Source organism: Streptococcus suis, from assembly GCF_902702775.1.
In the GTDB taxonomy this organism is placed as follows: Bacteria; Bacillota; Bacilli; order Lactobacillales; family Streptococcaceae; genus Streptococcus; species Streptococcus hashimotonensis.
In genome coordinates this window covers 1,858,338-1,883,160 of the sequence record NZ_LR738724.1, presented here as the reverse complement: position 1 = coordinate 1,883,160, position 24,823 = coordinate 1,858,338, and the positions used below count along the sequence as shown (strand labels likewise).

13 protein-coding genes and 2 pseudogenes are annotated in these 24,823 nt (G+C 38.3%); all 15 read left to right on the top strand.

Annotated elements, in window-relative coordinates:
* Positions 1 to 169: 169 nt before the first annotated feature.
* Entirely contained in the window at positions 170 to 865 is a 696-nt protein-coding gene (locus GPW69_RS09130) for a DNA methyltransferase family protein (protein ID WP_044683233.1), read from the top strand.
* Between the two features lie 3 nt (positions 866 to 868).
* On the top strand, positions 869 to 5,251 hold the full coding sequence (locus GPW69_RS09125; protein WP_074391650.1) for an Eco57I restriction-modification methylase domain-containing protein: 4,383 nt from the start codon (positions 869 to 871) through the stop codon (positions 5,249 to 5,251).
* A 110-nt stretch (positions 5,252 to 5,361) separates the two neighbouring features.
* Complete coding sequence (locus tag GPW69_RS09120) at positions 5,362 to 6,072, top strand: DUF5986 family protein (protein ID WP_044763680.1); 711 nt, start codon at positions 5,362 to 5,364, stop codon at positions 6,070 to 6,072.
* A complete protein-coding gene (locus GPW69_RS09115) occupies positions 6,072 to 7,229 on the top strand; it encodes a helix-turn-helix domain-containing protein (protein ID WP_074391651.1) in 1,158 nt (385 codons plus the stop codon). Before GPW69_RS09120 ends, GPW69_RS09115 begins: the two co-directional genes overlap by 1 nt.
* Before the next feature lie 44 nt (positions 7,230 to 7,273).
* Positions 7,274 to 8,707, top strand: a complete 1,434-nt coding sequence (locus GPW69_RS09110) for an ATP-binding protein (RefSeq protein ID WP_044683229.1) — start codon at positions 7,274 to 7,276, stop codon at positions 8,705 to 8,707.
* Between the two features lie 269 nt (positions 8,708 to 8,976).
* Positions 8,977 to 9,783 (top strand): hypothetical protein, encoded by an 807-nt coding sequence (locus GPW69_RS09105; protein ID WP_074391652.1) that lies wholly within the window; start codon positions 8,977 to 8,979, stop codon positions 9,781 to 9,783.
* A 585-nt stretch (positions 9,784 to 10,368) separates the two neighbouring features.
* Complete coding sequence (locus GPW69_RS09100) at positions 10,369 to 10,821, top strand: pyridoxamine 5'-phosphate oxidase family protein (RefSeq protein ID WP_044681391.1); 453 nt, start codon at positions 10,369 to 10,371, stop codon at positions 10,819 to 10,821.
* Between the two features lie 130 nt (positions 10,822 to 10,951).
* On the top strand, positions 10,952 to 12,133 hold the full coding sequence (locus tag GPW69_RS09095) for a glycosyltransferase (protein ID WP_044680229.1): 1,182 nt from the start codon (positions 10,952 to 10,954) through the stop codon (positions 12,131 to 12,133).
* 104 nt (positions 12,134 to 12,237) lie between these two features.
* Positions 12,238 to 13,200 (top strand): polysaccharide pyruvyl transferase family protein, encoded by a 963-nt coding sequence (locus GPW69_RS09090; protein ID WP_024401298.1) that lies wholly within the window; start codon positions 12,238 to 12,240, stop codon positions 13,198 to 13,200.
* A gap of 91 nt (positions 13,201 to 13,291) precedes the next feature.
* A complete protein-coding gene (locus tag GPW69_RS09085) occupies positions 13,292 to 14,170 on the top strand; it encodes a glycosyltransferase family 2 protein (protein WP_044683227.1) in 879 nt (292 codons plus the stop codon).
* A complete protein-coding gene (locus GPW69_RS09080; protein WP_074391653.1) occupies positions 14,170 to 15,162 on the top strand; it encodes a sugar transferase in 993 nt (330 codons plus the stop codon). The genes GPW69_RS09085 and GPW69_RS09080 overlap by 1 nt, the downstream gene beginning before the upstream one ends.
* Before the next feature lie 6 nt (positions 15,163 to 15,168).
* Entirely contained in the window at positions 15,169 to 16,914 is a 1,746-nt protein-coding gene (locus GPW69_RS09075) for an SP_1767 family glycosyltransferase (protein WP_074391654.1), read from the top strand.
* Positions 16,915 to 17,805: a glycosyltransferase family 2 protein gene (locus GPW69_RS09070; RefSeq protein WP_044669328.1), complete on the top strand. Its 891-nt coding sequence runs from the start codon at positions 16,915 to 16,917 to the stop codon at positions 17,803 to 17,805.
* A 1,015-nt stretch (positions 17,806 to 18,820) separates the two neighbouring features.
* Positions 18,821 to 18,925: pseudogene (locus GPW69_RS10960) on the top strand (KxYKxGKxW signal peptide domain-containing protein); the annotation flags it as partial.
* Positions 18,926 to 21,591: 2,666 nt separating this feature from the next.
* A pseudogene (locus tag GPW69_RS10870) lies at positions 21,592 to 24,582 on the top strand (DUF445 family protein); the annotation flags it as partial.
* Positions 24,583 to 24,823: the final 241 nt, after the last annotated feature.

Below are 24,823 nucleotides of genomic sequence, written 5' to 3'. Positions count from 1 at the left end.
CATGGTTCACACCATGGGGTGTTTTTTCGTGATTTTTGAAAAGCATTTGTTAAAAATCGTGTACCAATTTTATTTGACGTTTTTTGGATAAAGCGCTGATGAAATCTAGTAGTGTTCATTGGAAAATGGTATAATGATAGTCAAGATAAACGTTTTCAAGGAGTTGGCTTTGGAAGAGAATTTAATCAAATCAAAACAACGTGTTCAAAAACATGGTGAAGTCTTTACACCTGCCTGGATGGTTCAGAAAATGCTGGATACTCCGGGTGTGAAAGAAGCTTGTGAAAGTGTATATAAGACCTTTTTAGAGCCATCTGCAGGTGATGGCAATTTTTTGCAAGCTATTTTGGAGAGAAAACTAAAGGCAGTGGTCAGACAGTATGACAAAAGAAATTGGAAAACAAAGTCTTTAGTTGCTCTCTCGTCTATTTATGGCATAGAGTTTTTAGAAGATAACCTAGAAGTGGCACGATCGCGCATGTTTCTTTATTACCTAGATTGGTATGAAAGAACTTTTAGTGTGAAACTGAGTAGTAAGAGTGATATCTACAAATCAGCTCACTATCTTATTCATAAAAATATTGTGAGAGGAAATACCTTGACTCAGCAGCACCCAGTCACAGGGGAGCCTATCAGGTTTAATGAATGGCAAATGGTTAAAGGACATCCTAGTTTGGTGAGAAAAATTCCTTTTGCATTATCAGAACTTTTAGGTAAAGAGGTTGAAGATGATAGGGCAGTCGTAGAAGGACAACTGAGCTTTTTTGATATCGATGATGAATTTAAAATAGAAGATGAAGTTGTTGAAAAAACAGATGCAATAGAAGAGATAAGTATTCAGAAAGTGTATTTGCTAGGAGATTAGGCTATGATTTCAAATTTCGAATTTTTGGCAATTGATATAGATACAGCCGAGCTTTTTAGAACTATAAATATGGCTGAAGAAAATTATACGCACGGGGATTATGAAGGCACGCTAACAAAAGTGAGGAAAGTTGCTGAAAATACAGCAAGGTTGGTTGCTGATAGAGAATACCTAGATATTCGTGAACGTGCGACTTTTAACGATGTGCTAAGTGAGATAAAAGGCCTTATTGATAATAAGACTATTATTGATCATTTCTATGACATCAAGGGCAAGGGGAATAATTCTGCTCATGTCCTCAATCCAGAAGATGCGACGAAAGAAAATGCTTTAAAATCGTTGAAACAAGTCTTTGAAATCCTAGCTTGGGTCATGCTGACATATATTGAACCAGATATTAAAGCAGGTGCAATCGGTCAGTTTTTAGAACCACGAGCACAAGAAATGTACACCACGGCTGAGCGGAAGTTTATCTATATTCAAACGGTTAATAATGACAGTGGGCTATTTAACGCTTTTGAAGGCACGCAAAAAATCGGTGAGGGGACGGTTTCTTCGGATGACATTGAGACGGATTGGTCACCCAATAGTGACTTTTTGAGAACAGTTGCCCCAAAACGTATCAACCAGTATATGAAAACATCTGGTTTGCCTTACACGCTTGGCTGGGTAGAGCTTGCTTATAAAAAGGCAACCAAGTCATGGTTTCATGATTATGATGTGCATAATGTCTTGAAGCGTTCAGGGATTAAGCGGGCTGATCAACTGGAAGGAACAGAGTGGTTCAAGACAGATTTAGAGACAGCTAAGGCTGCCATTAAAGCGGTTAAAGAAGGTAGAAATTATTTAAATATTACTGCCAAAGAATCATTTATTGAGGAACCAGTCATCACCCTTCGTCCAGAACAAGAAGCCGCAGTCGAGCAGACGCAAAAAGTCTTTAAGAAAAAAGATAAGATGCTTTGGAATGCCAAAATGCGTTTTGGTAAGACCTTGACGTCCTTACAATTAGTCAAGAATGAAGCCTTTCAAAAAGTTCTTATCATGACACATCGCCCTGTTGTGGCAGATTCTTGGTTTGATGATTTCAAGAAAATGAAGATGAGTGAGGCAGGCTACGACTTTGGCTCTGTCAATAAAGGAGAAACGCTTGAAAACCTGAAGCGAGGTGAGAAACCATTTATCTATTTTGCCTCCATCCAACTCCTTCGATACAATGGTGGACAAACCAACCTGAAAGATTTTGCGGATGTGGATTGGGATTTGATCATCATTGATGAGGCGCACGAGGGAACGCAAACCGAGCTCAGTGACACCGTTATGAAGGAATTGGTCAAAGAGCATACAAGAATACTAGAACTATCTGGGACGCCATTTAATCTTTTGGATCAATTTGATGAGGAGCAAGTCTATACTTGGGACTATGTCATGGAACAACAGGCTAAGAAGAAGTGGGAATTAGAACGTCCAAATGAGCCAAACCCTTATGAAACGTTACCAAAAGTATCGATGTACACTTTTGAAATGAAACACAAGGAACGTTTTTCCGATGAGAGCAAATCGTTCAACTTCAGAGAGTTCTTCCGTGTGTCTGAGGATGGCAAACTTGTTTATCGGCAAGAGGTTTGTCAGTTCTTAGACAATATTACGCATCCAGATAGCAGTACTAATTACCCTTTCTCAACGAAGAATTATCGTGAGGAGTTGCGGCATACACTTTGGCTCATGCCAGGTGTTAAGGAAGCTAATGCCTTTGAGGACTTGCTGAAAGAACATCCGATTTTCGGGAAAGAATACAAAATTGTTAACGTGGTTCGAGGCTCAAGTAGCGATGACGGAATTGCTAACGATGCGGATATAGAGAAAGTTCGCTCTGCTATTGGTCAAGACCCATCTCAGACAAAAACCATTACCCTGACTGTTCGTAAGTTGACAACAGGCGTCAATATCCCAGAGTGGACAGCGGTCATGTTCTTGTCAAATACCAATAGTGCCATGAACTACCTGCAAGCTGCCTTTCGTGCCCAGACGCCTTTCTCACATGAGAAATTGGGAATGAAGACCAATTGCTATGTCTTTGATTTTGCTCCTGATAGAGCCTTGACTGTCATGGCGGAGAGTGCTCAGATTAACTCAGGTGTAGGGAAGAAAAATACGAAAGCACAAAAGCAAGCTATGGCTCGTCTGTTAAACTTTATGCCAATTTTAGGGGCTTCTGAGCATGGTATGAAGACTTACGATGTCGATAGAATGTTGACACAGCTCAAGAAAGTTTATGCTGAAAAGGCAGTGCGGTCAGGTTTTGAAGACGACAGTCTCTATAATGATAATCTTCTAACTTTAACTGCTGATGATGCAAGTATGTTTACCAAACTCAATGCTATCGTTGGTAAGACGCAGAGTCAAAAAACACCTAAGAAAGTTGTGATTAACGAAAATGGTTTGACAGATGAAGAACACGAGCAAGCTGAACGGGCTAAGAAGAAACCCAAAGTTAAACGGACTCCAGAAGAGCTGGAAGTTATCGAAAAACAAAAAGAAGCTAAGAAACAGCGGAAAAATATGATCTCTATTTTACGTGGGGTATCTATCCGTATTCCGATGATGATTTACGGTATGGCGGTCGATTTATCAAAAGACATCACCATTCAGGACTTTATCAAGCAGGTGGATGATGAATCGTGGAAAGAGTTCATGCCAAAAGGTTTCACCAAGGGAATGTTTAGTGAGATTACCAAGTATTATGATGCTGAGGTCTTTATCGAAGCGGGTCGTATTATCCGTCAGCGTGCCAAATCATTTGAGGACCTGGACTTCATCGAGCGGGCAGAGCAGATTGCAGAGCTGTTTAGCACCTTTAAAAATCCTGACAAGGAAACGGTACTGACACCGTGGCGCGTGGTAAATCTACAAGTATCTAAGTCGGTAGGCGGTTTGAATTTCTATGATGATAACTTTGAGTCGGTGACAGATGGTGCGACGTCAAATCTTCACTGGGTAGACAATGAGATTGCCTCATCTATTTATCAGAAAGAAACTAAAATTTTAGACATCAACTCGAAGACAGGTCTCTATCCCCTTCATAGTGCCATTAGTCTGTATTATCAACGAGTGGCAGAAAATGATGATAATCGTTTTGAAGCTGACCAAGTCTATCAGGAGATTTTAGCGAATAACATCTATGCTATTGCCAAAACACCAATGGCAAAAACCATCACTGAACGTACACTGACAGGCTATCGGAAGTATAAGACTAATGTAACTTACATTGAGAAACTGACAGAAACGCTTAAAACAGATATTGAACAAGGTAAAAAACTAGTCGAGGAGGTATTTAACAAGGTGAAATTTGATGTAGTGATAGGAAATCCTCCGTATCAGGAAAGTGATAATTCTTCGGGGAATGGCAGCGCCAAGCCTTTATATGATAAATTTATCGATTTAGCTATTTCGTTATCCCCTCGCTATATAACATTGATAACGCCAAGTGTATGGTTTTTAGGAGGGAAAGGCTTAGATGAATTTAGAAATCGCTTATTAGAAGATAGGCATTTTAAAGTATTTAATAACTACTTGACTCCGAACGATGTTTTCAGTAATGTCAACTTAAGAGGTGGGGTGAATTTTTTTCTTTGGGATAGCTCTTTTGATAACAAAAAATCTGATATTTTAGTAAATACATTCAAGAATGGCAAGCTTTTTGATACTGGGTTTAGACCGTATAGATTGAGAGAATTAGATATTTTTATTTCGGAGTCTAGTTCTTTTAAACTCCTTGATAAACTGCTAAAAAAGCAAATGATTGTAGGAGAGTATGAGAATAGTAATAGAATGCTTTATAAGTATATATCTGAGCGTAACCCTTTTGGGATACCAACGACATATAAACTATCAGTTGAGTCATCAAGTGCAAATGATTTAAGAGTATATGCCAGTAAAGGTAATGTAGGGTATATTGATTCTTCGCTAATTTCAAAAAATACTAGTATTATTGAGAACTACAAAGTTTTAACTGCATTTGCAAATAACATTGGAACTGATTTATCAGATGACAATTTGAACACTATCATTGCGAGTCCTAAGGAAATTTGTACGGAAACTTATCTTGTTATTGGAGCTAGTTTAAATTTGTCATTAGATTCGTCTAAGAATTTAGGAAAATACTTAACCACTAGATTTGTGAGATTCTTAATTAGCGTTGCGAAAGCGAATCAAAATGGAACTAGAAAAACTTATCGCTTTGTCCCCCTCCAGGACTTTACATCTAACTCGGATATTGATTGGTCACAATCAATATCCGAGATAAACGCACAACTCTATCGAAAATATGGTCTTTCGGATGATGAAATTGAATTTATTGAAAGTAAAGTGAAGGAGATGGGGTAGATGCATAAACCACCACAAAAAGCGGTTGACTTTTTTGGTGGTTTTTCTTGTTTTTGTCTCCTTTCTCTGTTATAATGTGGTTAAGATAACATATGAATTGAGGTGAATAAATGAAACATAGTTATAATATTGAAAGGGAAGTAATCATCAAGTGTTTGGAAGCGATGAGTTTTACAACTAGGCATCTGGAGCAGGATTTTAAAGTTGCTATCTCAGAGACTAGTCAAAATGGAATTTATCAGGCTACATGGGCACGAAGAGCGGATATGCTTCAAGGATTATTTGAAAATACTAGTATTTGGAAAGTTTTGCATATTAAGAGGGGGATTTGGCAATTTGACCCTATATTGAATATTGAGACAGGTGAACTAATAGCCTTCTTCTCCAAAAATAATTTTAGGACAATTCGTAATCGATATTTCAAAAATGGAACCTCTACTCATTATACCTTAAGTTTACTTTTGAAAAATGAGGGGCTTTATCCTGAACAAGAAGTGGAACAGCTTTCTCTTTTTGATGCTGATAGCTCTGAAGTGAAAAGAAAAGAAGCTGATCTGATTAGGATGCTTGGTGAGTATTGTGAACATGTGACTAAGATTAGATTCTTGATTGTTGATTATGTAGGTCAAGAAGCTGTGAGTGCTTCGTTAGAAGACTACACTCCACAATTTTTATCAGTTGGTTCAGTAGATATTTCTCACTTGCTTCCAAGTTCAGCTGGTATAATTAGAACTGAGGCTATACGTGATGAACAGGTGAATGATTTAGTAGATGAGCCTCAACTCGTTACATTAAAACCAATAGTAAAAGGAACGTTATAATGGCTCAAGAATTTAATGGAGATAGACTTAGGGAATCGAGATATTTTAGACATTATTCCATTAGCCAATTGGCGGAGAACGTTGGAGTTTCTAAACAGATGATTTCTAAATACGAAAAGAATTTATCAAAGCCGAGTTCTGAGGTATTGCAAAAAATAATTTTTGAACTGAAATTTCCGCTGTCCTTCTATCAAACAAAAGATAAATTTATAACTACTGATTTAGGAACTTTTTATAGGAGTAAGTTAACATCCTCACAAACTGAGAAGAAGTCTAGTGAGATGCTAAAAAAAGCACTGGCTCTCTTGGCGAATTTTTTTGAAGATTATGTTGATTTCCCGAAATTAGCAGAATTTGAAAGTCATGAAAATGCTTCACCAGAGGAAGTTGCAGATCAGATAAGAAAGAGTTGGGGATTGGGTGATAACCCAATTTCCAGTGTTCTCAGGTTACTAGAAACAAATGGCTTCCATATTGCAATAATTAATTCAAAGTCTGAGAAAGTGGATGCTTTTGGAAGTTTTGTTGAATTGAAAATGGGAACAGATTCTGAGAGATATTATTGTATTTTAATCGACCAAGATAATAATAATTTTTTCAGGCAACAATTTAGCTTGGCTCATGAGTTAGGGCATTGGGTTTTGCATGCTAGAACAGTATATCCACAGGAGCTTTCCAATGTTGAATATAGACAAATGGAGCAAGAAGCTAATAGATTTGCTTCGAGTTTTTTATTACCAGCCTCTGCTTTTTCCGAAGATCTAAAAGGACATGAAGAAGACCTCGTATATTATTTGAAATTGAAGTCTAAGTGGAATGTATCTATAGCCAGTATGATTTATCGTGCAAAGGATTTGGGTTTGTTAAATTCGGAACAATATACTCGTCTACAAAAAAGAATGAGTGCCAGAGGATGGCGAAGAGAGGAGCCAGAGGATACAAGTATTCCAGTATCACGACCAATCCTTGCTAAACAGGCATATAAATTACTGACGGATGCGGGCTTATTTGAAAATCAATCTATAGTCCAGCGATTTAATCTTAAGTACGGCTATCCTCTTCCAGTAGAGATACTTTCAGAGCTTATGGACATTCCAAAGGAGACGTTGTTACAAGAGAGAAATAATATTGTACATTTAAAATCTAGGACTTTGTAAATCATGAATTTTTAATTATTTTTTATATGTTTAAGGAGAACTATATGAATCAAAACTTATCTCACTATCAATTTTCTCCAGAAAACCAATACCTAGATAGAAAATCAGCTAGAAAGAAACCTTCTGAACTTCTCAAACACCTGATTGCTTTTGCAAATGCGGACGGAGGTCAGTTAGTTATTGGTATTGAAGATGAGAAACAGGGTAATATTATTACAGGTTTCAAAGATGGGAAAGCTTATCCGATTGAAGATTTCAAAAAGATTGATCGTGAGATGCGTGAGACTCCTTTGGATCTATCTTTTGAAGAAATCCCTGCGGTTAATCATAAGGGGGAAGAAGATCTTATTTTAGTTATCTCTGTGGAATTGTCGTCAAATCGTGTGATTGCAGCACCAAGTGATGAGGTTTATCTTCGTCAGGGTGATGAAACGGTCAAGTTGAGCTACGAGCAACGCACTCAGCTCAGCTATGATAAGGGACAACGTTTCTTTGAGGATGAAATTGTATCTGATGCGACCTTGGAAGATATTGATGACCATCTGGTTCAGGATTTTAAAAATCGTTTTGATATTTCAGATCGTTCTACAGAAGAAATTCTCAAAGCTCGTCGTTTTCTAATCAATGGGAAATTAACTAAGGCAGCCATTTTGCTTTTTGGTAAATATCCGTCAGCTTTCTTTCCTCAAGCGCGTGTTCGTTTTCAACGGTTTGATGGTACTGACATGGGGACTGGAAGTAGTTTTAATGTTATCAAGGAAGTGACCTTTGATGATGCTCTCCCAACTTTGATTATCAAGGTTAGAGATTTTATCCGTACTCAGCTTCGTGAATTTCAGTATTTAGATGACAACGGGCAATTCCAAATTTTACCTGAGTATCCTGAATTTGCTTGGGTTGAAGGTGTTGTCAATGCCGTAACTCACCGTGATTATTCTGTCTATGGAGATCACATTCGTGTCCTTATGTTTGATGATCGACTAGAGATTCATAGCCCAGGGAAATTACCTAATATTGTAACAGTTGAAAATATCAAGCATGAACGTTTTTCGAGAAACCCTCGCATTGCTAGAACCTTGACAGAGTTCGGTTGGGTACGTGAGATGAATGAAGGTGTTAAGCGTATCTATTCTGAGATGGAATCTGCTTTTCTCCATGAACCTAAATACTCAGAACCTGGGAATAAGGTTGTCCTGACGCTTGAGAATAATATTGTCAGCCGACATCTGCGCACACGAGACAGTTTGGAAAAACAGTTCTCTGATTTTGGTGAATTAACAGCAGATGAGCAACTGATTATCCACTATATGTATAATTCAGGCGAGAGAATGACAACGGCAAAAGCTGTTGAATTGACTGGTAGAAGTCGCTCATTTGTTGTTAAAATGTTACATAAACTTCGTGATTTAGAAATCATTACTTGGTTTGGTTCAAGTAAAAATGACCGCAATCAGTATTATCTTTTAGTTGATAAATGACTGCAGTCAGGATACTATTAGTAATAAGAATACAGTAGAATACAGTAGAATACAGTAGAATACAGTAGAATACAGTAGAATACAGTAGAATACAGTAGAATACAGTAGAATACAGTAGAATACAGTAGAATACAGTAGAATACAGTAGAATACAGTAGAATACAGTAGAATACAGTAGAATACAGTAGAATACAGTAGAATACAGTAGAATACAGTAGAATACAGTAGAATACAGTAGAATACATGTAGAATACAGTAGGGAGGCGCCTATGGTAAAAATTAAGAAGAATACCGATGAACTTGAGGAGTATTGGAATGATCAAATTAGTTACCTAAAACGTGCAATTGATTATTTTGATGAAGGAAATGAAACTGAAGCGAGGCGAATTGCTAGCAGTCTGAGGATTTTGTTACACCACACAAAATCCTCACAAGCTTTAATCAAGCAGTTAAATCGGAATGTAATCTATCTTTCATCTAGTTTTTTATATACTCCTTCAAATTTACTTTCAACATGGACTCTTCTTGTCTTAGAGATAAAAGATAATCAGTTAACCTATAAACCAAATCTTGACTTTTATGGAAAAGGAGAGCGTTTATTTTATTTAACGTTTGAAGATTGGTGGAATGAAATAATATTTGATGATAAACAAAATGTTTTTACAAGAAAAGATATTATACTTTTTGTCGCTAATAATGATGGTGGAGCACATGTTGACCCGGAACTAAAGGAGTCATTTGCTCTTCTTACGAAATGCAATTCTCTTGGAGTCACAAACAATTACGGAGATTCCCCGTTATCAAACCCGATTTATCAAGCGGTTCGAGTAATTGCTGAAGAATTTTTGCTAAGTGTTGCTATAAGTTTCTCAGGATTAAAAAATCGTAGGCAGTATAAAGAAAGAAAATTTGAAATGCGCTTTGTAGATAATATGCGTAGATATAAGTGGTCTACCACGGATATTAGTTGTTCTAGTGAAACGATGGAGATAGTGAATAGGCATAAATCAGAAGCAAGAAGATTGTATAGACAAGAGTTTGGTAATGGTATGGCTGTGGAGTATATTGGGAAATGATTATGATGTGTAAAGTTCGATAAGTTTTCGAATATAATAAATATGGCAAAACATACTTGTTTGGTACCTGAAGTTATCTCGAAACAAGCCATTTCCGTAATGATTTATTTGTACACTTCTCAATTACATAAGCTCAAAAACTGATTTTTGGTAATCTAATGGTAATCCATTATTTGTAGGGTTGGGTTATAAATGTTTGTATTTAATGAAAATGGGATTTGAAAACTTGGTTTAATAAGTTTTTGCAGATATTTGATTTTTGTAGTCCCAACCAGGTCTTAAGAAAGCTCGTAAAGCTAGTCAATTTAGAAAACGTTAATTATCAGCGATATATCAACGTTTCAAGGCGCTCAAGAGATTATCTCATGGGTGCTTTTTTTGTGGTTTCTACGGGAATGGATTCTATTTATTTTTAGCGGATGCGGTATTTATCATTAATGGCTGTCTAGATATATTCTATAATTGGACTGTTAGTAATTAAAATGATATATCTGATATAGGAATATGGTTTTAGATTTATTCATCTTAACTTTCTGCATAGAATTTGCTATAATCTAGGTAGAATTTATGTCAAGGAGACTGCTGATGAAGACGAAAGAAATCATGGGAATTTTGGAAGAGATGAAATTGGGGATTTTTGCGACAGTAGATGAAGCAGGAAATCCCCACGCTCGACCTATTCATATTACTGCTGCGAATGAAGATGGTATCTTCTTTATGACTGGTTCTGAGACTCATTTTTATAGACAGTTAATAGAAGATGGTCGCGTGGCATTGTCGGCCTTGTCTGAAGAAGAGTATCTCATTCAGGTTATTCGGATTGAGGGAAAGGCAAGACTGGCAAGTCAAGAACTGCTGGACAAGGTGTTTTCGGATAATGACTATATTCAACATGTCTATAAAGACGAAGAAAGTCAAAAGACTATGAGGATTTTTCAAATTTATGAAGGAGATGGGTTTTATCATAGTCTAACTCAAGGACATCGCTACTTATTTTCTATTGGAGGCAACAACGAAGGACAAGCAAGAAGTTTATAGAGAACCGTATCTTTAATAGTCTGTAGTAAATTACTCGGTTATTTTATTCTTTTCATGGTATAATGGAATTGTAACATCGGATTTTTATCCCACAAATTAAGAAAGTTGATTGAAGTATCAGGAGAGAAGAATGAATAAGGAAACAAAGGCAATTGTATTGGCAGGAGATTATGGCTATATTCGCTACATCGAGGCAACTATTAAATCAATTTGTTATCATAATGCCAATGTAAAAATTTATCTATTTAACCAGGACATCCCTCAAGAATGGTTTATTTATATCAGAAGACGAATGCGAGAAACTGGAAGTCAGCTAATTGATGTAAAACTTATCGGTACCGGAGTGGAGCTTGGTTGGACATTGCCTAAGAATGGACCTCATATAAATTATATGACGTATGCTCGTTTCTTTATTCCGAAATTTGTTGAAGAAGACAAGGTTCTGTATCTGGATAGTGACTTAGTAGTGACGAGATCATTGGATGGATTATTTGCTAAAGATATTGAAGATTATTATCTTGCTGCTGCAAAGATTGGCTATGGTCTAGAAGAGAGGTTCAATGCAGGAGTTCTGTTGATTAATAACAGACGTTGGAAAGATGAACAAATTATGGAACGCCTGTTGGAGGTAGTAAGTCAAGAACATCAAAACTTGACAGAAGCGGATCAATCTGTCTTGAATATGGTCATTAAAGATCGTTATCTTCTGCTTGAAGATACCTACAATTTCCAAATTGGGACAGATAAATTATTAGAGCAATTTGGCTATAAATTTATTTTTGATATTCCACTTGATCCACTCCCAGCGATTATTCACTATGTTTCACCGGTAAAACCATGGTTGACATATTCAACGAGTCGTTTGAGAGAAGTTTGGTGGCGTTACTCGCAACTAGAATGGGCCGATATTTTACATCATCATTCCCAGTTGACGATTTCTGCTGAAAAGAATTTGTTGACTATTTTTGAATTTCCAAAATTGGAGCAGATCGAAAGTTTGGTGCAGTTATTGCCACATTGTAACTTTCACATTATGGCGTTTACAGACATCGTTCCAGAATTGAAGCGATTAGCAAGCTATGAAAATGTTAAGCTCTATCCACATGTTATGCACTATACAGCGGATCGTTGGATTGATAACTGCGATATGTATTTGGATATTAATCATGGTTCAAAATTTAGGGATATTTTGCAAATGCTTGTAGATCGAAATAAACCTCTATTGACATTCACTGCGACAAAAACAGATGGTTTTGAAGAAGCTGTTTTTGATACGGCAGAAGAAATGGCAGAATTCATAATGAAAAATTAAGAGAACGGGTTGCAAAACCTACTCTCTTTTTTTATGGTCAAATAAATTGGTTTTAGATATTTCTTGTGCTATAATATTGAAAAATTTTTGAAAAGAGAGGGTTTATGACAAAATTTGCTTTATTATGTTATAGTACTGGAAATATTGGTGATGAAATACAGTCGGTTGCAGCCGAGCGTTTTCTACCACAGGTAGACTACTATCTGAATCGTGATTATCTTCATGATTTTATTGCCGACTCTACTGACGAAGAGATAAAGCTAATTATGAATGGTTGGTACAGTCATCATCCACAAAATTTTCCTTTGAAACATCCTCAGATTCATCCTCTGTTGATTTCTATGTATATTGATGGTCCGGTTCAGCCTATTTTTTCTTCGAAAGAAAATGTGGAGTTCTTCCGAAAATTTGGTCCGGTAGGAGCGAGAAGTTATGGGACTAAGGAGTTTTTTGAAAAAATAGGAGTCGAAACTTACTGGTCGGGTTGTTTAACATTGACTCTTCAACGTGAGAAGGATGTTCCGAAACAAGACTTTATATTGGCTGTAGATGTATCGAACGAAGTTTACGAAAAAATGAAGTCGGAGTCAAAATTGCCAGTAGTACGATTGATGGTAGACGTAGCGCATATCTATATGTCCACAGAACGTCGTATGAAATTGGCGAAGTATTATTTATATTTATATCAGTCGGCAAGATTGGTTGTTACAACTCGTTTGCATGGAACGCTTCCTAGTTTAGCATTGGGAACACCTGTATTAAATATTTCTTTACCTGGCTATGAAGAAGGTCGCTTTAGCGGTCTCAGAGAATTAGTGCATTCTATGACAGAGGAAGAATTTTTAGCTGGAGCTTATGATGTCAATCGTCCGAAAGAAAATCCTGATACTTTTCTGCCAATCAGAGAATCGTTGATAAGGATATGTCGAGAGTATACAGGCTTTTGTTCGGGACAGGGGTATTTAAACGGACAACCAGTAGTTGATTTTTTAAGTGACCCGGATTTGATACAATCATTTGCGACAGGTTTGTGGTCTGCTCATCTAGAACACGGAATTTATCGCTAAGGGGATATCCTCCTTTTTCTATGAACGTTGCAAATATTTGTTGGGCATGCTATGATAGTTAGTAATAGAATAAAAATTTAGGGGAGCGTTCATGGAAAAAGTCAGTGTAATCGTACCTGTTTACAATGGAGAGAAACATCTGAGACAGTGTGTAGAGTCAATTATGGCTCAAGATTATAAAAATTTAGAGATATTATTGATAAATGATGGTTCCAAAGATGGTTCTGCGCTTATTTGTGAACAGTTAAAGCATCAGGATAGTCGAGTGAGGGTTATTCATAAGCGACAAAATGAAGGTCTCGGTGCTGCTAGAAATACATCGATTGATGTTGCCACAGGAGAGTACATCGTGTTTGTGGATGCAGATGACTGGATAGATCCAAATCATGTTAGCGACCTATATGACTTGATGCAACGGACAGGTAGCGATGTGGCTATTTCAAATTTCACCCAATACTATGAGGATACTGGACGTTATAACCTTCATATTGGACCAGAAGATTACTATGAGGCAGTATATAGCCCAGAGGAATGGTTTAACTATCAATACGGAGTTGGTCACAATATCAGTCTTTGCTTCACTGTTCCGTGGTCAAAAATGTATAGAAAATCCTTGTTTGAATATATATTGTATCCGACAGATGGTTTTGGTGAAGATGATCGTACAACCTGGAAAACCTATCTCGCTGCCAATAAAATTGCATACATGCATCGCTCAAGTCTAATTTATCGTGTCAATGAAGGTTCTATGACACAAACTGCGGATCAAGCCACAATTTTTTCAACTATACCTGTTGCAGAACGCTTGGAAGTTTTGGGGCTTCTTGGTTTTGATTTGTCCAAAGAAATTGCGGCTTTTAAGTGGAGGTCTCAGTTAAATCGCGATAGCAAATTGCGAAGAGGTGATGTAGTAGCCTATAAAAACTTAGAGTATCGAATCCGACTATTAGAAAAATATGGTAAAAAATAATGCGTGTATATATTACAAATTTGAATGGACATGCGGCTTCTAGTACCGCACAAATCTGTCAGAATATGGTAACGGATATTGCGACATCGCTAGGCTATCGTGAAATGGCTATCCATGCTTATCGCATGGATGCAGACACACCAGAGGAACTGAGTAAGCGTTTGGATGGGATTGTTGCAGGTCTTAGACACGGGGATGTGGTCATTTTTCAAACGCCGACTTGGAATACAACGGCTTTTGACGAAAAGGTAATGGCCAAATTGCGTGCATATCAGATTAAAATAGTCATCTTCATTCATGATGTTGTTCCGTTGATGTTTGCTGGAAATTACTATTTGATGGACCGTACAATTGCATATTATAATCAAGCGGATGTTGTAGTAGCTCCGAGCCAACAAATGATTGATAATTTAAGACGTCATGGTCTAACTGTAGAAAAAACAATTGTACAGGGAATGTGGGATCATCCAACCAATGTTCCGCAGTTACCAGCAATTTTCAAAAAAGAAATCCATTTTCCAGGTTCCCCAGAACGATTTAGTTTTGTGAAATCTTGGGATTATGACGTTCAATTGAACTTGTATGCACGTCAGGAAGTAGAGTTGCCTGCAAATGTGAAGCATTTTACCTATCGACCAGATGAGCAATTGTTGATTGAAATGTCAGAAGGTGGATTTGGGCTGGTTTGGATGGATGATCACGATAAAGAGTATCAAAAATTATACTGTCCTTATAAATTAGGTGCGTTTGTTGCTGCAGGGATTCCTGTTATTGTTCAGCGTGGTTTAGCCAATCAAGAAATTGTAGAAAAAAATGGCTTGGGTATGGTTGTAGATAGTCTAGAGGAAGCTGTTGCTCGAATCGAGACTATGTCTGTCGAAGAATATCAAGGAATGGTAGCGAGGGTCCGCTCATTTAGCTCTTTGGTTCGACAAGGCTTCTTTACAAGAAAATTGTTGACAGAAGCGGTGTTTGAAGCGGTATGTAAGTAGGGTATTATGAAAAAATTAGAAGATATTCGGGTGTTGCCCATTTTAGAAAGCCTTGAGTTTATTCAAGAAAATAATGCTTCAGTTGTCCGATTCGGTGATGGTGAAATCGATCTAATTCTAGGGCATAGTATTCCTTATCAGGCTTATGATAAAGAACTGGCTGGAGCATTGAAAGCAATTTTACAGATGCCTAGTAATGAACAGCTGTTGGTGTGCCTACCAGATGTTTTTCAGAATCTTGAGCGCTACAATAGCAATGCTCGTTATTTCTGGAGTAAGCATTTTGAACAGTACCGTGCTTTTTACGAAGAAGAATGCCAATCAGAGTGGTATGGTTCGACGTTCCTGTCTCGGCCTTATATTGATCTAGTTGATAAGAGTCACTCTGATAGGTATTTTGCGGCAATCAAAAAATTATGGTCAGGTCGTGATATTCTAATTGTTGAAGGAGAAACATCACGTTCTGGTATGGGAAATGATTTGTTTGAGCAAGCCAATTCTGTTTCACGGATTATTTGCCCGTCAAAAAATGCCTTCTCATCGTATGATCGAATTATTTCCTCTATATTACGTCATGCTGAGGGACGGTTGGTCATCTTGATGTTGGGACCGACTGCTAAACTGCTTTCTTATGATTTGACAAAGCGTGGTTATCAAGCGATAGATTTAGGTCATATTGATTCAGAATATGAATGGTTCCAGATGAAGGCGGAGTCTAAAGTCAAATTGGAACACAAACATACAGCTGAGTTTAATTATGATGAAAATATTGCGGAAGTAGTCGATGAGGAGTATATCAATCAAGTTTTGGAATGGGTTGATGTCCCAGCTAAGTCGTTGATTCATAAAGAGGAGGAAGTAATGGATCAAAGTTTAATCAGCGTGATTGTACCGGTATATAATGTAAAACCATATTTGGCACGTTGTCTCGATTCGCTTCTGAAGCAAACACATACCAATTTTGAACTTCTGTTGGTGAATGATGGCTCGAAGGATGGTTCGGCTTTTATTTTAGAGGAATATGCTAAGAAAGATAGCCGTATTCGTGTGATACATCAAGAGAATATGGGGGTATCTGCTGCTAGGAATCGTGCGATTGATGAAGCAAAAGGCTCTTATATCACCTTTATTGATTCGGATGATTTTGTAGAGGATTTTTACTTAGAGCATCTCTATCAGGCGGCGGTTGCATCGGGTTCTGATATTGCAGCGACAAACTTTTCTTCATTTAATGAAGAAAGACAGAGTTTTCTTTTTTATCATACAAAAGAATCCTACTTCCAGAAAGTGTACTCGGTGCAAGAATGGATGGACTTGGAAGGTGATATGAAAAATAATATGCACCTGGCATTCACTTTTTCACCTTTGAAGTTGTTTAAGCGAGAGTTATTCGGGGATATTCGCTATCCTGTAGGTCGCCTGCGCGAAGACGATGCAACAATTTACAAGTTATACTTGAAAGCTAACCAAATTCATTTTACTAATGAAGGAACTTATTACTATTCTCAGCGTGCGGAGGGATTGTCTAGAACAGCCATGCATGATGATATCGCAACAATGGTTTCCAATGCAGAGGAGCGGATTTCTTTGATGGTTGCACTTGGTTACAATCCGGCCGCACAGATTACATCCTATGTTGAGCGTTTGAAAAAATGTCGTGGTGATGCCCTCTATGCAGGTCAAATTAATCTCTATCGTACAATCTGTTCAAAAATTGATTTGTATGAAGGTTATCAAAAGAGGGAGGGCTAGATGGAAAAAGTTTCTGTCATTGTTCCTGTGTATAATGCGGGGCCCTATTTGCGACAGTGTATAGATAGCATTCTTTCGCAAACCTATTCAAATTTTGAATTGATTTTAGTGAACGATGGTTCAACAGATGCGAGTGCAGAAGTTTGTGAAGCTTATCGACAGGCAGATGGTCGTGTGCGACTTATCCACAAAAAACTTGGTGGTGGAGGAGTAGGAGCAGCACGTAATTCGGCCCTTCCATTAATCACGGGTGATTTTGTTCTTTTTGTTGATAATGACGATTGGTTAGAACCGAACCATATAGAAGTGTTGTACCAAGCGTTGAAGGAGACGGAATCGGATATTGCTGTAGTTAATTTTACGCAATTTATGGAAGAGAGAGGGAGTTTTGCTTTTCATGTAACAGAAAAGGACTATTTTCGAGAGGTTTATACTCCTCAAGAATGGTTTGCTAGAGAATATGATGGGCGATTTTCCTTTAGTCAGTGTTTTACAGTTCCATGGTGTAAATTATATAAGGCGTCCTTGTTTGAGAATATTAGCTATCCTGAAGGTGAAAAAGTTGAGGATGACTATACGACCTGGAAGCTATATTTGATGGCTGATCGGATTGTATTTACCAATACTGCGTTGTATTATCATCGTAAGCGCGAGACTAGTGTGACTAAAACAGTAGAGACGACTTATGTTTTTCCGTTAAAAAGTATCGAAGAGAGAATAACTATTTTGAGTCTGATTGGTTTTGATATAGCCGCAGAGTTGAGAGCTTATCGGTGGAGATTGGATCTTCACAGGGATAGTTTTTTGGCGTCGGGTCATATGCAAGAATATCAAAAATGCCTACAAAAAATAGCCATTCTAAATAAGTATTATAACAAAAACAATATATAGATATAAAGCTGTGTTCAAGGAAAACACAGCTTTATATGTTTATAAAAATAAACTAGAATTGAACAAAGTAGATGAAAACGCTGTAAAACAGGGATTTTTTTGTTTTCATATCTCCTAGTCAGTCAGCGAATCCCTTTCCGAATCAATCTCTGAATCTATCTCCGAGTCAGAATCAACTCCGTCTCGTCACTCTCAAACTCCGCGTAAACAAGATGTGCTGCCAAATACTGGTGAATAATCATCAGCTTGGACAGGAATCCTTGGGGCAGGTCTTCTTCTTGGTAGCTTCTATAAACGTCGGAAGAAAGAAAATGGAGAAACTGAATAAATGTATCTAACTAGAGTTCGTATACTAGTAGTAAAAATAATAATAAAGGGAACGGTGTTGTTCCCTTTTATTATTGCGATCAATCTTATAAATAAGAGACATACAATTCATGGTAGTTGAATAGTGAGAGGGAAGTGATGGATTAAAAGTAGGGGCTTTCTTTTGATTGACTGCTGGAGTGTTAGTCATACGAAAAGAGTTGTGTTTTTACTGGTGTTAAGAGAAAACTATATTTTTTCTCGGTCTTATTTATAAAAATGTACAAACAAATATATATTTATTACCTAATTATCTGTAAAATGAATTCGATTATATTGAATAATTTGATAAAGTTTTGCGAGGATGTTACGTGTGTATCGCACTTAAAAAAACAATAAAAAAATTGCTAAATTAACAAAGGTATATTTATAAGTTAATATATAAACATATGTATGTTTGTTTAAGAAAATACGATGATTTGTCTAAATGAAAAGACTGATTGAGGTTCTCTATATGCCTGAAAACGCTGTAAAATGGCAATTATTTTATTATTTATACAAATGTATTAAAAAACGAATGTTCTGAGCATAAAGAGTTGACAACCTTTGTTGTTTTAGGTAGAATATCGTATAAACCTCCAAAAAAATATATTTATAAATATGTTTTTGCGAGAAAATTATATATCAATATACAAGTTATGAGGTATTTATGGAAAGAAAAAACGGAAAGCGGTATACTGAGGTCTCGCGTAAAAGCCGAGTGAAAATGCACAAGTCTGGGAAGCATTGGGTACGTACAGTTATGTCACAGATTGGGCTTATTCAATTGGGGAAACGTAGCGCTTCTGAAAGTCCAAAAATAAAATTAACTTCTGCAAGTCAGCAAGAGTCTGCTGCGAAGATGTTGCGTGGATTGGTAGCTGCAAGTGCTGTGGTCGGTGGAGGACTTACTGCAGAGCAAGTTCTTGCCGAAGATACGGTAATTGCTACTGAAGTAACCACATCAGTGTTGGCTAACGAAGACACTATTAGCATGAGTGATGCTGGTACGGAATCAGATACATCTTCACAATCAGTAAGTGAATCCGAGTCGACAAGTCATTCAGAGTCAATCAGTGACTCTGAATCTATTAGTAGTTCGGAATCTGATAGCATATCAGCTTCGACAAGTGAGTCAATATCAGAAAGTGAATCGATTTCATTTAGTGAATCTACTTCTTCAAGTGAGTCGACAATTGCTTCAGAAAATAGTCAGTCTTCATCTACGACATCAGAGCTATCAGAGAGTTCAACTGCAGAGTCGACAACTTCAGAAGAAACTCCTCAACAAGTCTTGGACCAAGTGGTGTCGGAAGCAGAAATTCTTATTCGGATTGCCGAGTCGAAACTAGAGGCTGCTCCAGATAGTGATTTAGCAGTTGCTGTAGCTGTTTCCCGAACAAATTTAGAAACAGCGAAACAATTGTTGGGGAATTCGAATGCGACGACAACAGATATTCAGACGATTACTTCTGCCCTTCAAAATAGTTCTCAATTGTTAGGGTTAGAGTTGCTGAAAAACGAAGAAGATGGTATCATTACATATGCATTAGATACATCAACTACAGTTACTCTCAAAGTAGGCACAGGTCAGGGAGTTCTTTTTGCTACTACTTCAGTTGCAAATCCAGCCATGACAGATGCAAATGGTGCAAAAATTTCAGATCCGACGAATACAACGACCTTTACACCGTCTTCGGAAGCGGAGCGTTTTACTTTTAATTATTCTAAACTCAATTGGTTTGCGGATCAGTTGACTGATACTACCGTTAAGGAAAATTATTACTTCCGCTATTCACTAGACTATGATTCATCTACTTCAACAACGTATGTAGAATTGGTTAATAAGTCTACGAATACAGTTGTAGAAAGTCATACGTTGGATAAGGGGCAACAGGCGACTTTTACTTATTTCCAAAACTATTCAGGAGCCAATAATCTTCCGCTAGTTGTATCGTATGGAGATAGCACGGCATCTTCTACAACAGCAGGGGAATTGCAGGTTCTCTATAATGGTGGTACGGTAACGAACACGCTGGTTCCAACCTATCAACTATATACAACTTATTATAAAACAACAGATGGGACGACTATTGCGACCTACACGATGATGGGGATTGGTGGGCAAATGGCAACTCCATCAGGTGTTCGGACGTTTACAGGATATGATTATGCAAGTAAAACCGGTGGAGAAACTGTAAGGTTATATTCTGTCGGAACGCTCTACAATGATGGTGCGATTGCTTCCTCGTATATCAAGCGTTTAGCAGAAGTTGTTAGTGATGATGGGGATGTAATTAAATCAATTTGGTTAAAGGATCCGACCTATACAGGTACGGTTGACTACAACTCGGCAGATACAACAGGTTTTATCAAAGTGATGGAGACCTCAGTAATGTCTCCGGGTACCTATAATACAAGTTTGGTTGTACCTACTAATAGCATTATCAACGCTACTGAGTCTGCGCAGATTACAGCGAATGCTCAAGCGGGTAAACGTGATAACGATATCTTTGTCACTGTCTATGAAGATAATTATCTTTCGATTCGTATAGGTTTTGATGGCTATACTAAGGCTGCTTCGGGTTACAGTTATGCATCAAGTATTCTGGTTCAAACTATTCTCAAAACAACTCATCCAGATTATAATCCGAATTTTACTACAGTTAATCCGAACACTAAAGGAGTAACTGCAAACCTATATAATGGACTAACTTCTAATACGGTAAATGAAACGACATACTACTATACGATTGATACTTCTGAATCAATTTCGATTTCTAATTCGGTTTCGGCGTCAGAATCGGTATCTAGTTCTGAGTCAACGTCCAAGTCGGAGTCAGTATCACAGTCGATTTCTAACTCAGTGTCAGAATCAGTACATGAATCTGTATCTGAATCGATTTCGGAGTCAGTTAGTGAATCCATTTCTGAATCGGTATCGGAGTCAGTTAGCGAGTCTGTATCTGAATCCGTCTCAGAATCTATCTCAGAGTCAGTCAGCGAATCAATTTCAGAATCTGTATCTGAGTCCATCTCAGGGTCGGTCAGCGAGTCGATTTCCGAATCTGTCTCAGAATCCATCTCAGAGTCAGTCAGCGAATCAATTTCAGAATCTGTATCTGAGTCCATCTCAGAGTCGGTCAGCGAGTCAATCTCTGAATCTACATCTGAGTCTATCTCCGAGTCAGTCAGCGAGTCGATTTCTGAATCTACATCAGAGTCCATCTCCGAGTCGGTAAGTGAGTCTATTTCAGAATCCGTCTCTGAGTCCATCTCCGAGTCAGTATCAGAATCAATTTCCGAATCTGTATCTGAGTCAATTTCCGAATCAGTCTCAGAATCTATCTTAGAGTCGGTCAGCGAGTCAATCTCTGAATCTACATCTGAGTCTATCTCCGAGTCAGTAAGTAATCCCTTTCAGAATCCGTATCTGAATCGATTTCCGAATCGGTCAGCGAGTCAATTTCCGAATCGGTATCTGAATCTATCTCCGAGTCAGTCAGCGAGTCGATTTCAGAATCTACATCTGAGTCTATCTCCGAGTCAGTCAGCGAATCGATTTCAGAATCTGTATCTGAGTCCATCTCAGAGTCGGTCAGCGAGTCGATTTCAGAATCCATCTCTGAGTCAGTATCAGAATCAATTTCCGAATCTGTATCAGAATCTATCTCCGAGTCAATCTCAGAATCTACATCTGAGTCTATCTCCGAGTCAGTCAGCGAGTCGATTTCAGAATCTGTATCTGAGTCCATCTCCGAGTCAGTCAGCGAGTCGATTTCCGAATCGGTCTCAGAATCTATCTCTGAATCGGTAAGCGAATCGATTTCCGAATCGGTATCTGAATCAATCTCCGAGTCAGTCAGCGAGTCGATTTCCGAATCGGTCTCAGAATCTATCTCAGAGTCAGTAAGTGAGTCCCTTTCTGAATCCGTCTCAGAATCCATCTCCGAGTCAGTTAGCGAGTCCATTTCAGAATCCGTCTCTGAGTCCATCTCCGAGTCAGTCAGTGAGTCAATTTCCGAATCAGTCTCAGAATCCATCTCCGAGTCAGTATCAGAATCAATTTCCGAATCCGTCTCAGAATCTATCTCTGAATCGGTAAGTGAATCAATTTCAGAATCGGTATCTGAATCTATCTCAGAGTCAGTAAGTGAATCGATTTCAGAATCTACATCTGAGTCAATTTCAGAATCAGTCAGCGAGTCTATCTCTGAGTCAGTGAGCGAATCTATTTCGGAATCTACATCTGAATCTATCTCAGAGTCAGTCAGCGAATCTATTTCCGAATCTGTATCTGAGTCCATCTCAGAGTCGGTAAGCGAATCTATTTCCGAATCTGTATCTGAGTCCATCTCAGAGTCGGTAAGCGAGTCGATTTCCGAATCCGTCTCAGAATCCATCTCCGAGTCAGTATCAGAATCAATTTCGGAATCTACATCTGAGTCCATTTCAGAATCAGTCAGCGAATCTATTTCCGAATCCGTCTCAGAATCAATTTCTGAGTCTACATCAGAATCCATCTCCGAGTCAGTGAGTGAATCCATTTCGGAATCTACATCTGAATCTATCTCAGAATCGGTCGGCGAATCTATTTCCGAATCTGTATCTGAGTCAATTTCCGAGTCAGTCTCAGAATCAATCTCTGAGTCAGTAAGTGAATCTATCTCAGAATCGGTCAGCGAGTCCCTTTCAGAATCCGTATCTGAATCCATCTCAGAGTCGGTCAGCGAGTCAATTTCTGAATCTGTCTCTGAATCCCTTTCAGAATCAGTTTCTGAATCTATCTCAGAATCGGTCAGCGAGTCGATTTCCGAATCCGTCTCTGAGTCTATCTCAGAGTCAGTCAGCGAATCCCTTTCCGAATCCGTCTCTGAGTCAATTTCCGAGTCAGTCAGCGAGTCGATCTCTGAATCTACATCTGAGTCCATCTCAGAGTCAGTCAGCGAGTCTCTTTCCGAATCCGTCTCTGAGTCAATTTCTGAGTCAGTAAGTGAGTCCCTTTCAGAATCTGTCTCTGAATCGGTAAGCGAGTCCATCTCCGAGTCAGTCAGCGAGTCGATTTCAGAATCTGTATCTGAATCCCTCTCAGAGTCGGTAAGCGAATCTATTTCAGAATCTGTATCTGAATCCATCTCAGAGTCAGTGAGTGAATCCATTTCTGAATCTACATCTGAATCTATCTCTGAGTCAGTAAGTGAATCGATTTCAGAATCTGTATCTGAGTCAATTTCCGAGTCAGTCTCAGAATCTATCTCTGAGTCAGTAAGTGAATCTATCTCCGAGTCAGTAAGTGAATCGATTTCAGAATCTGTATCTGAGTCCATCTCCGAGTCAGTAAGTGAATCGATTTCAGAATCTGTATCTGAGTCAATTTCAGAATCAGTCAGCGAGTCTATCTCAGAGTCAGTAAGTGAGTCCCTTTCGGAATCAGTCTCAGAATCCCTTTCCGAGTCGGTCAGCGAATCTATTTCGGAATCAGTCTCCGAATCTATCTCTGAATCGGTCAGCGAGTCTATTTCGGAATCCACATCAGAATCCCTTTCCGAGTCAGTTAGCGAATCTATTTCGGAATCAGTCTCAGAATCCCTTTCCGAGTCAGTCAGCGAGTCGATTTCAGAGTCAGTCTCTGAATCTATCTCAGAATCAGTGAGCGAGTCACTTTCAGAATCCGTATCAGAGTCAATCTCCGAGTCGGTAAGCGAGTCAATTTCAGAATCCGTATCTGAGTCTATCTCAGAGTCAGTCAGCGAATCAATTTCTGAATCTACATCTGAGTCTATCTCCGAGTCAGTTAGCGAATCTATTTCCGAATCAGTCTCTGAATCCATCTCAGAGTCAGTTAGCGAATCAATTTCTGAGTCCACATCAGAATCTATCTCAGAGTCAGTTAGCGAATCTATTTCGGAATCTACATCTGAATCAATTTCAGAATCAGTAAGTGAATCTATCTCTGAATCGGTCAGCGAGTCGATTTCCGAATCCGTCTCTGAGTCTATCTCCGAGTCAGTAAGTGAGTCGATTTCTGAATCCGTATCTGAATCTCTTTCCGAGTCAGTAAGTGAATCGATTTCAGAATCAGTATCAGAATCCATCTCAGAGTCGGTCAGCGAATCTATTTCGGAATCAACTTCAGAATCTATCTCCGAGTCAGTAAGTGAGTCCCTTTCAGAATCAGTTAGCGAATCAATTTCAGAATCCACATCTGAGTCTATCTCCGAGTCAGTCAGCGAATCGATTTCAGAATCAGTAAGTGAATCTATCTCAGAATCGGTAAGCGAGTCCCTTTCAGAATCCGTATCCGAATCCATCTCCGAGTCAGTAAGTGAATCTATTTCGGAATCTACATCTGAGTCACTTTCAGAATCTGTATCTGAATCCATCTCCGAGTCAGTAAGTGAATCGATTTCAGAATCCGTGTCAGAGTCAATCTCCGAGTCGGTCAGCGAATCAATTTCTGAATCTACATCTGAGTCAATTTCCGAGTCAGTAAGTGAATCCATTTCGGAATCTACATCTGAATCTATCTCAGAATCAGTGAGCGAGTCACTTTCAGAATCCGTATCTGAATCCATCTCCGAGTCAGTAAGTGAATCTATTTCGGAATCTACATCTGAGTCACTTTCAGAATCTGTATCTGAATCCATCTCCGAGTCAGTAAGTGAATCGATTT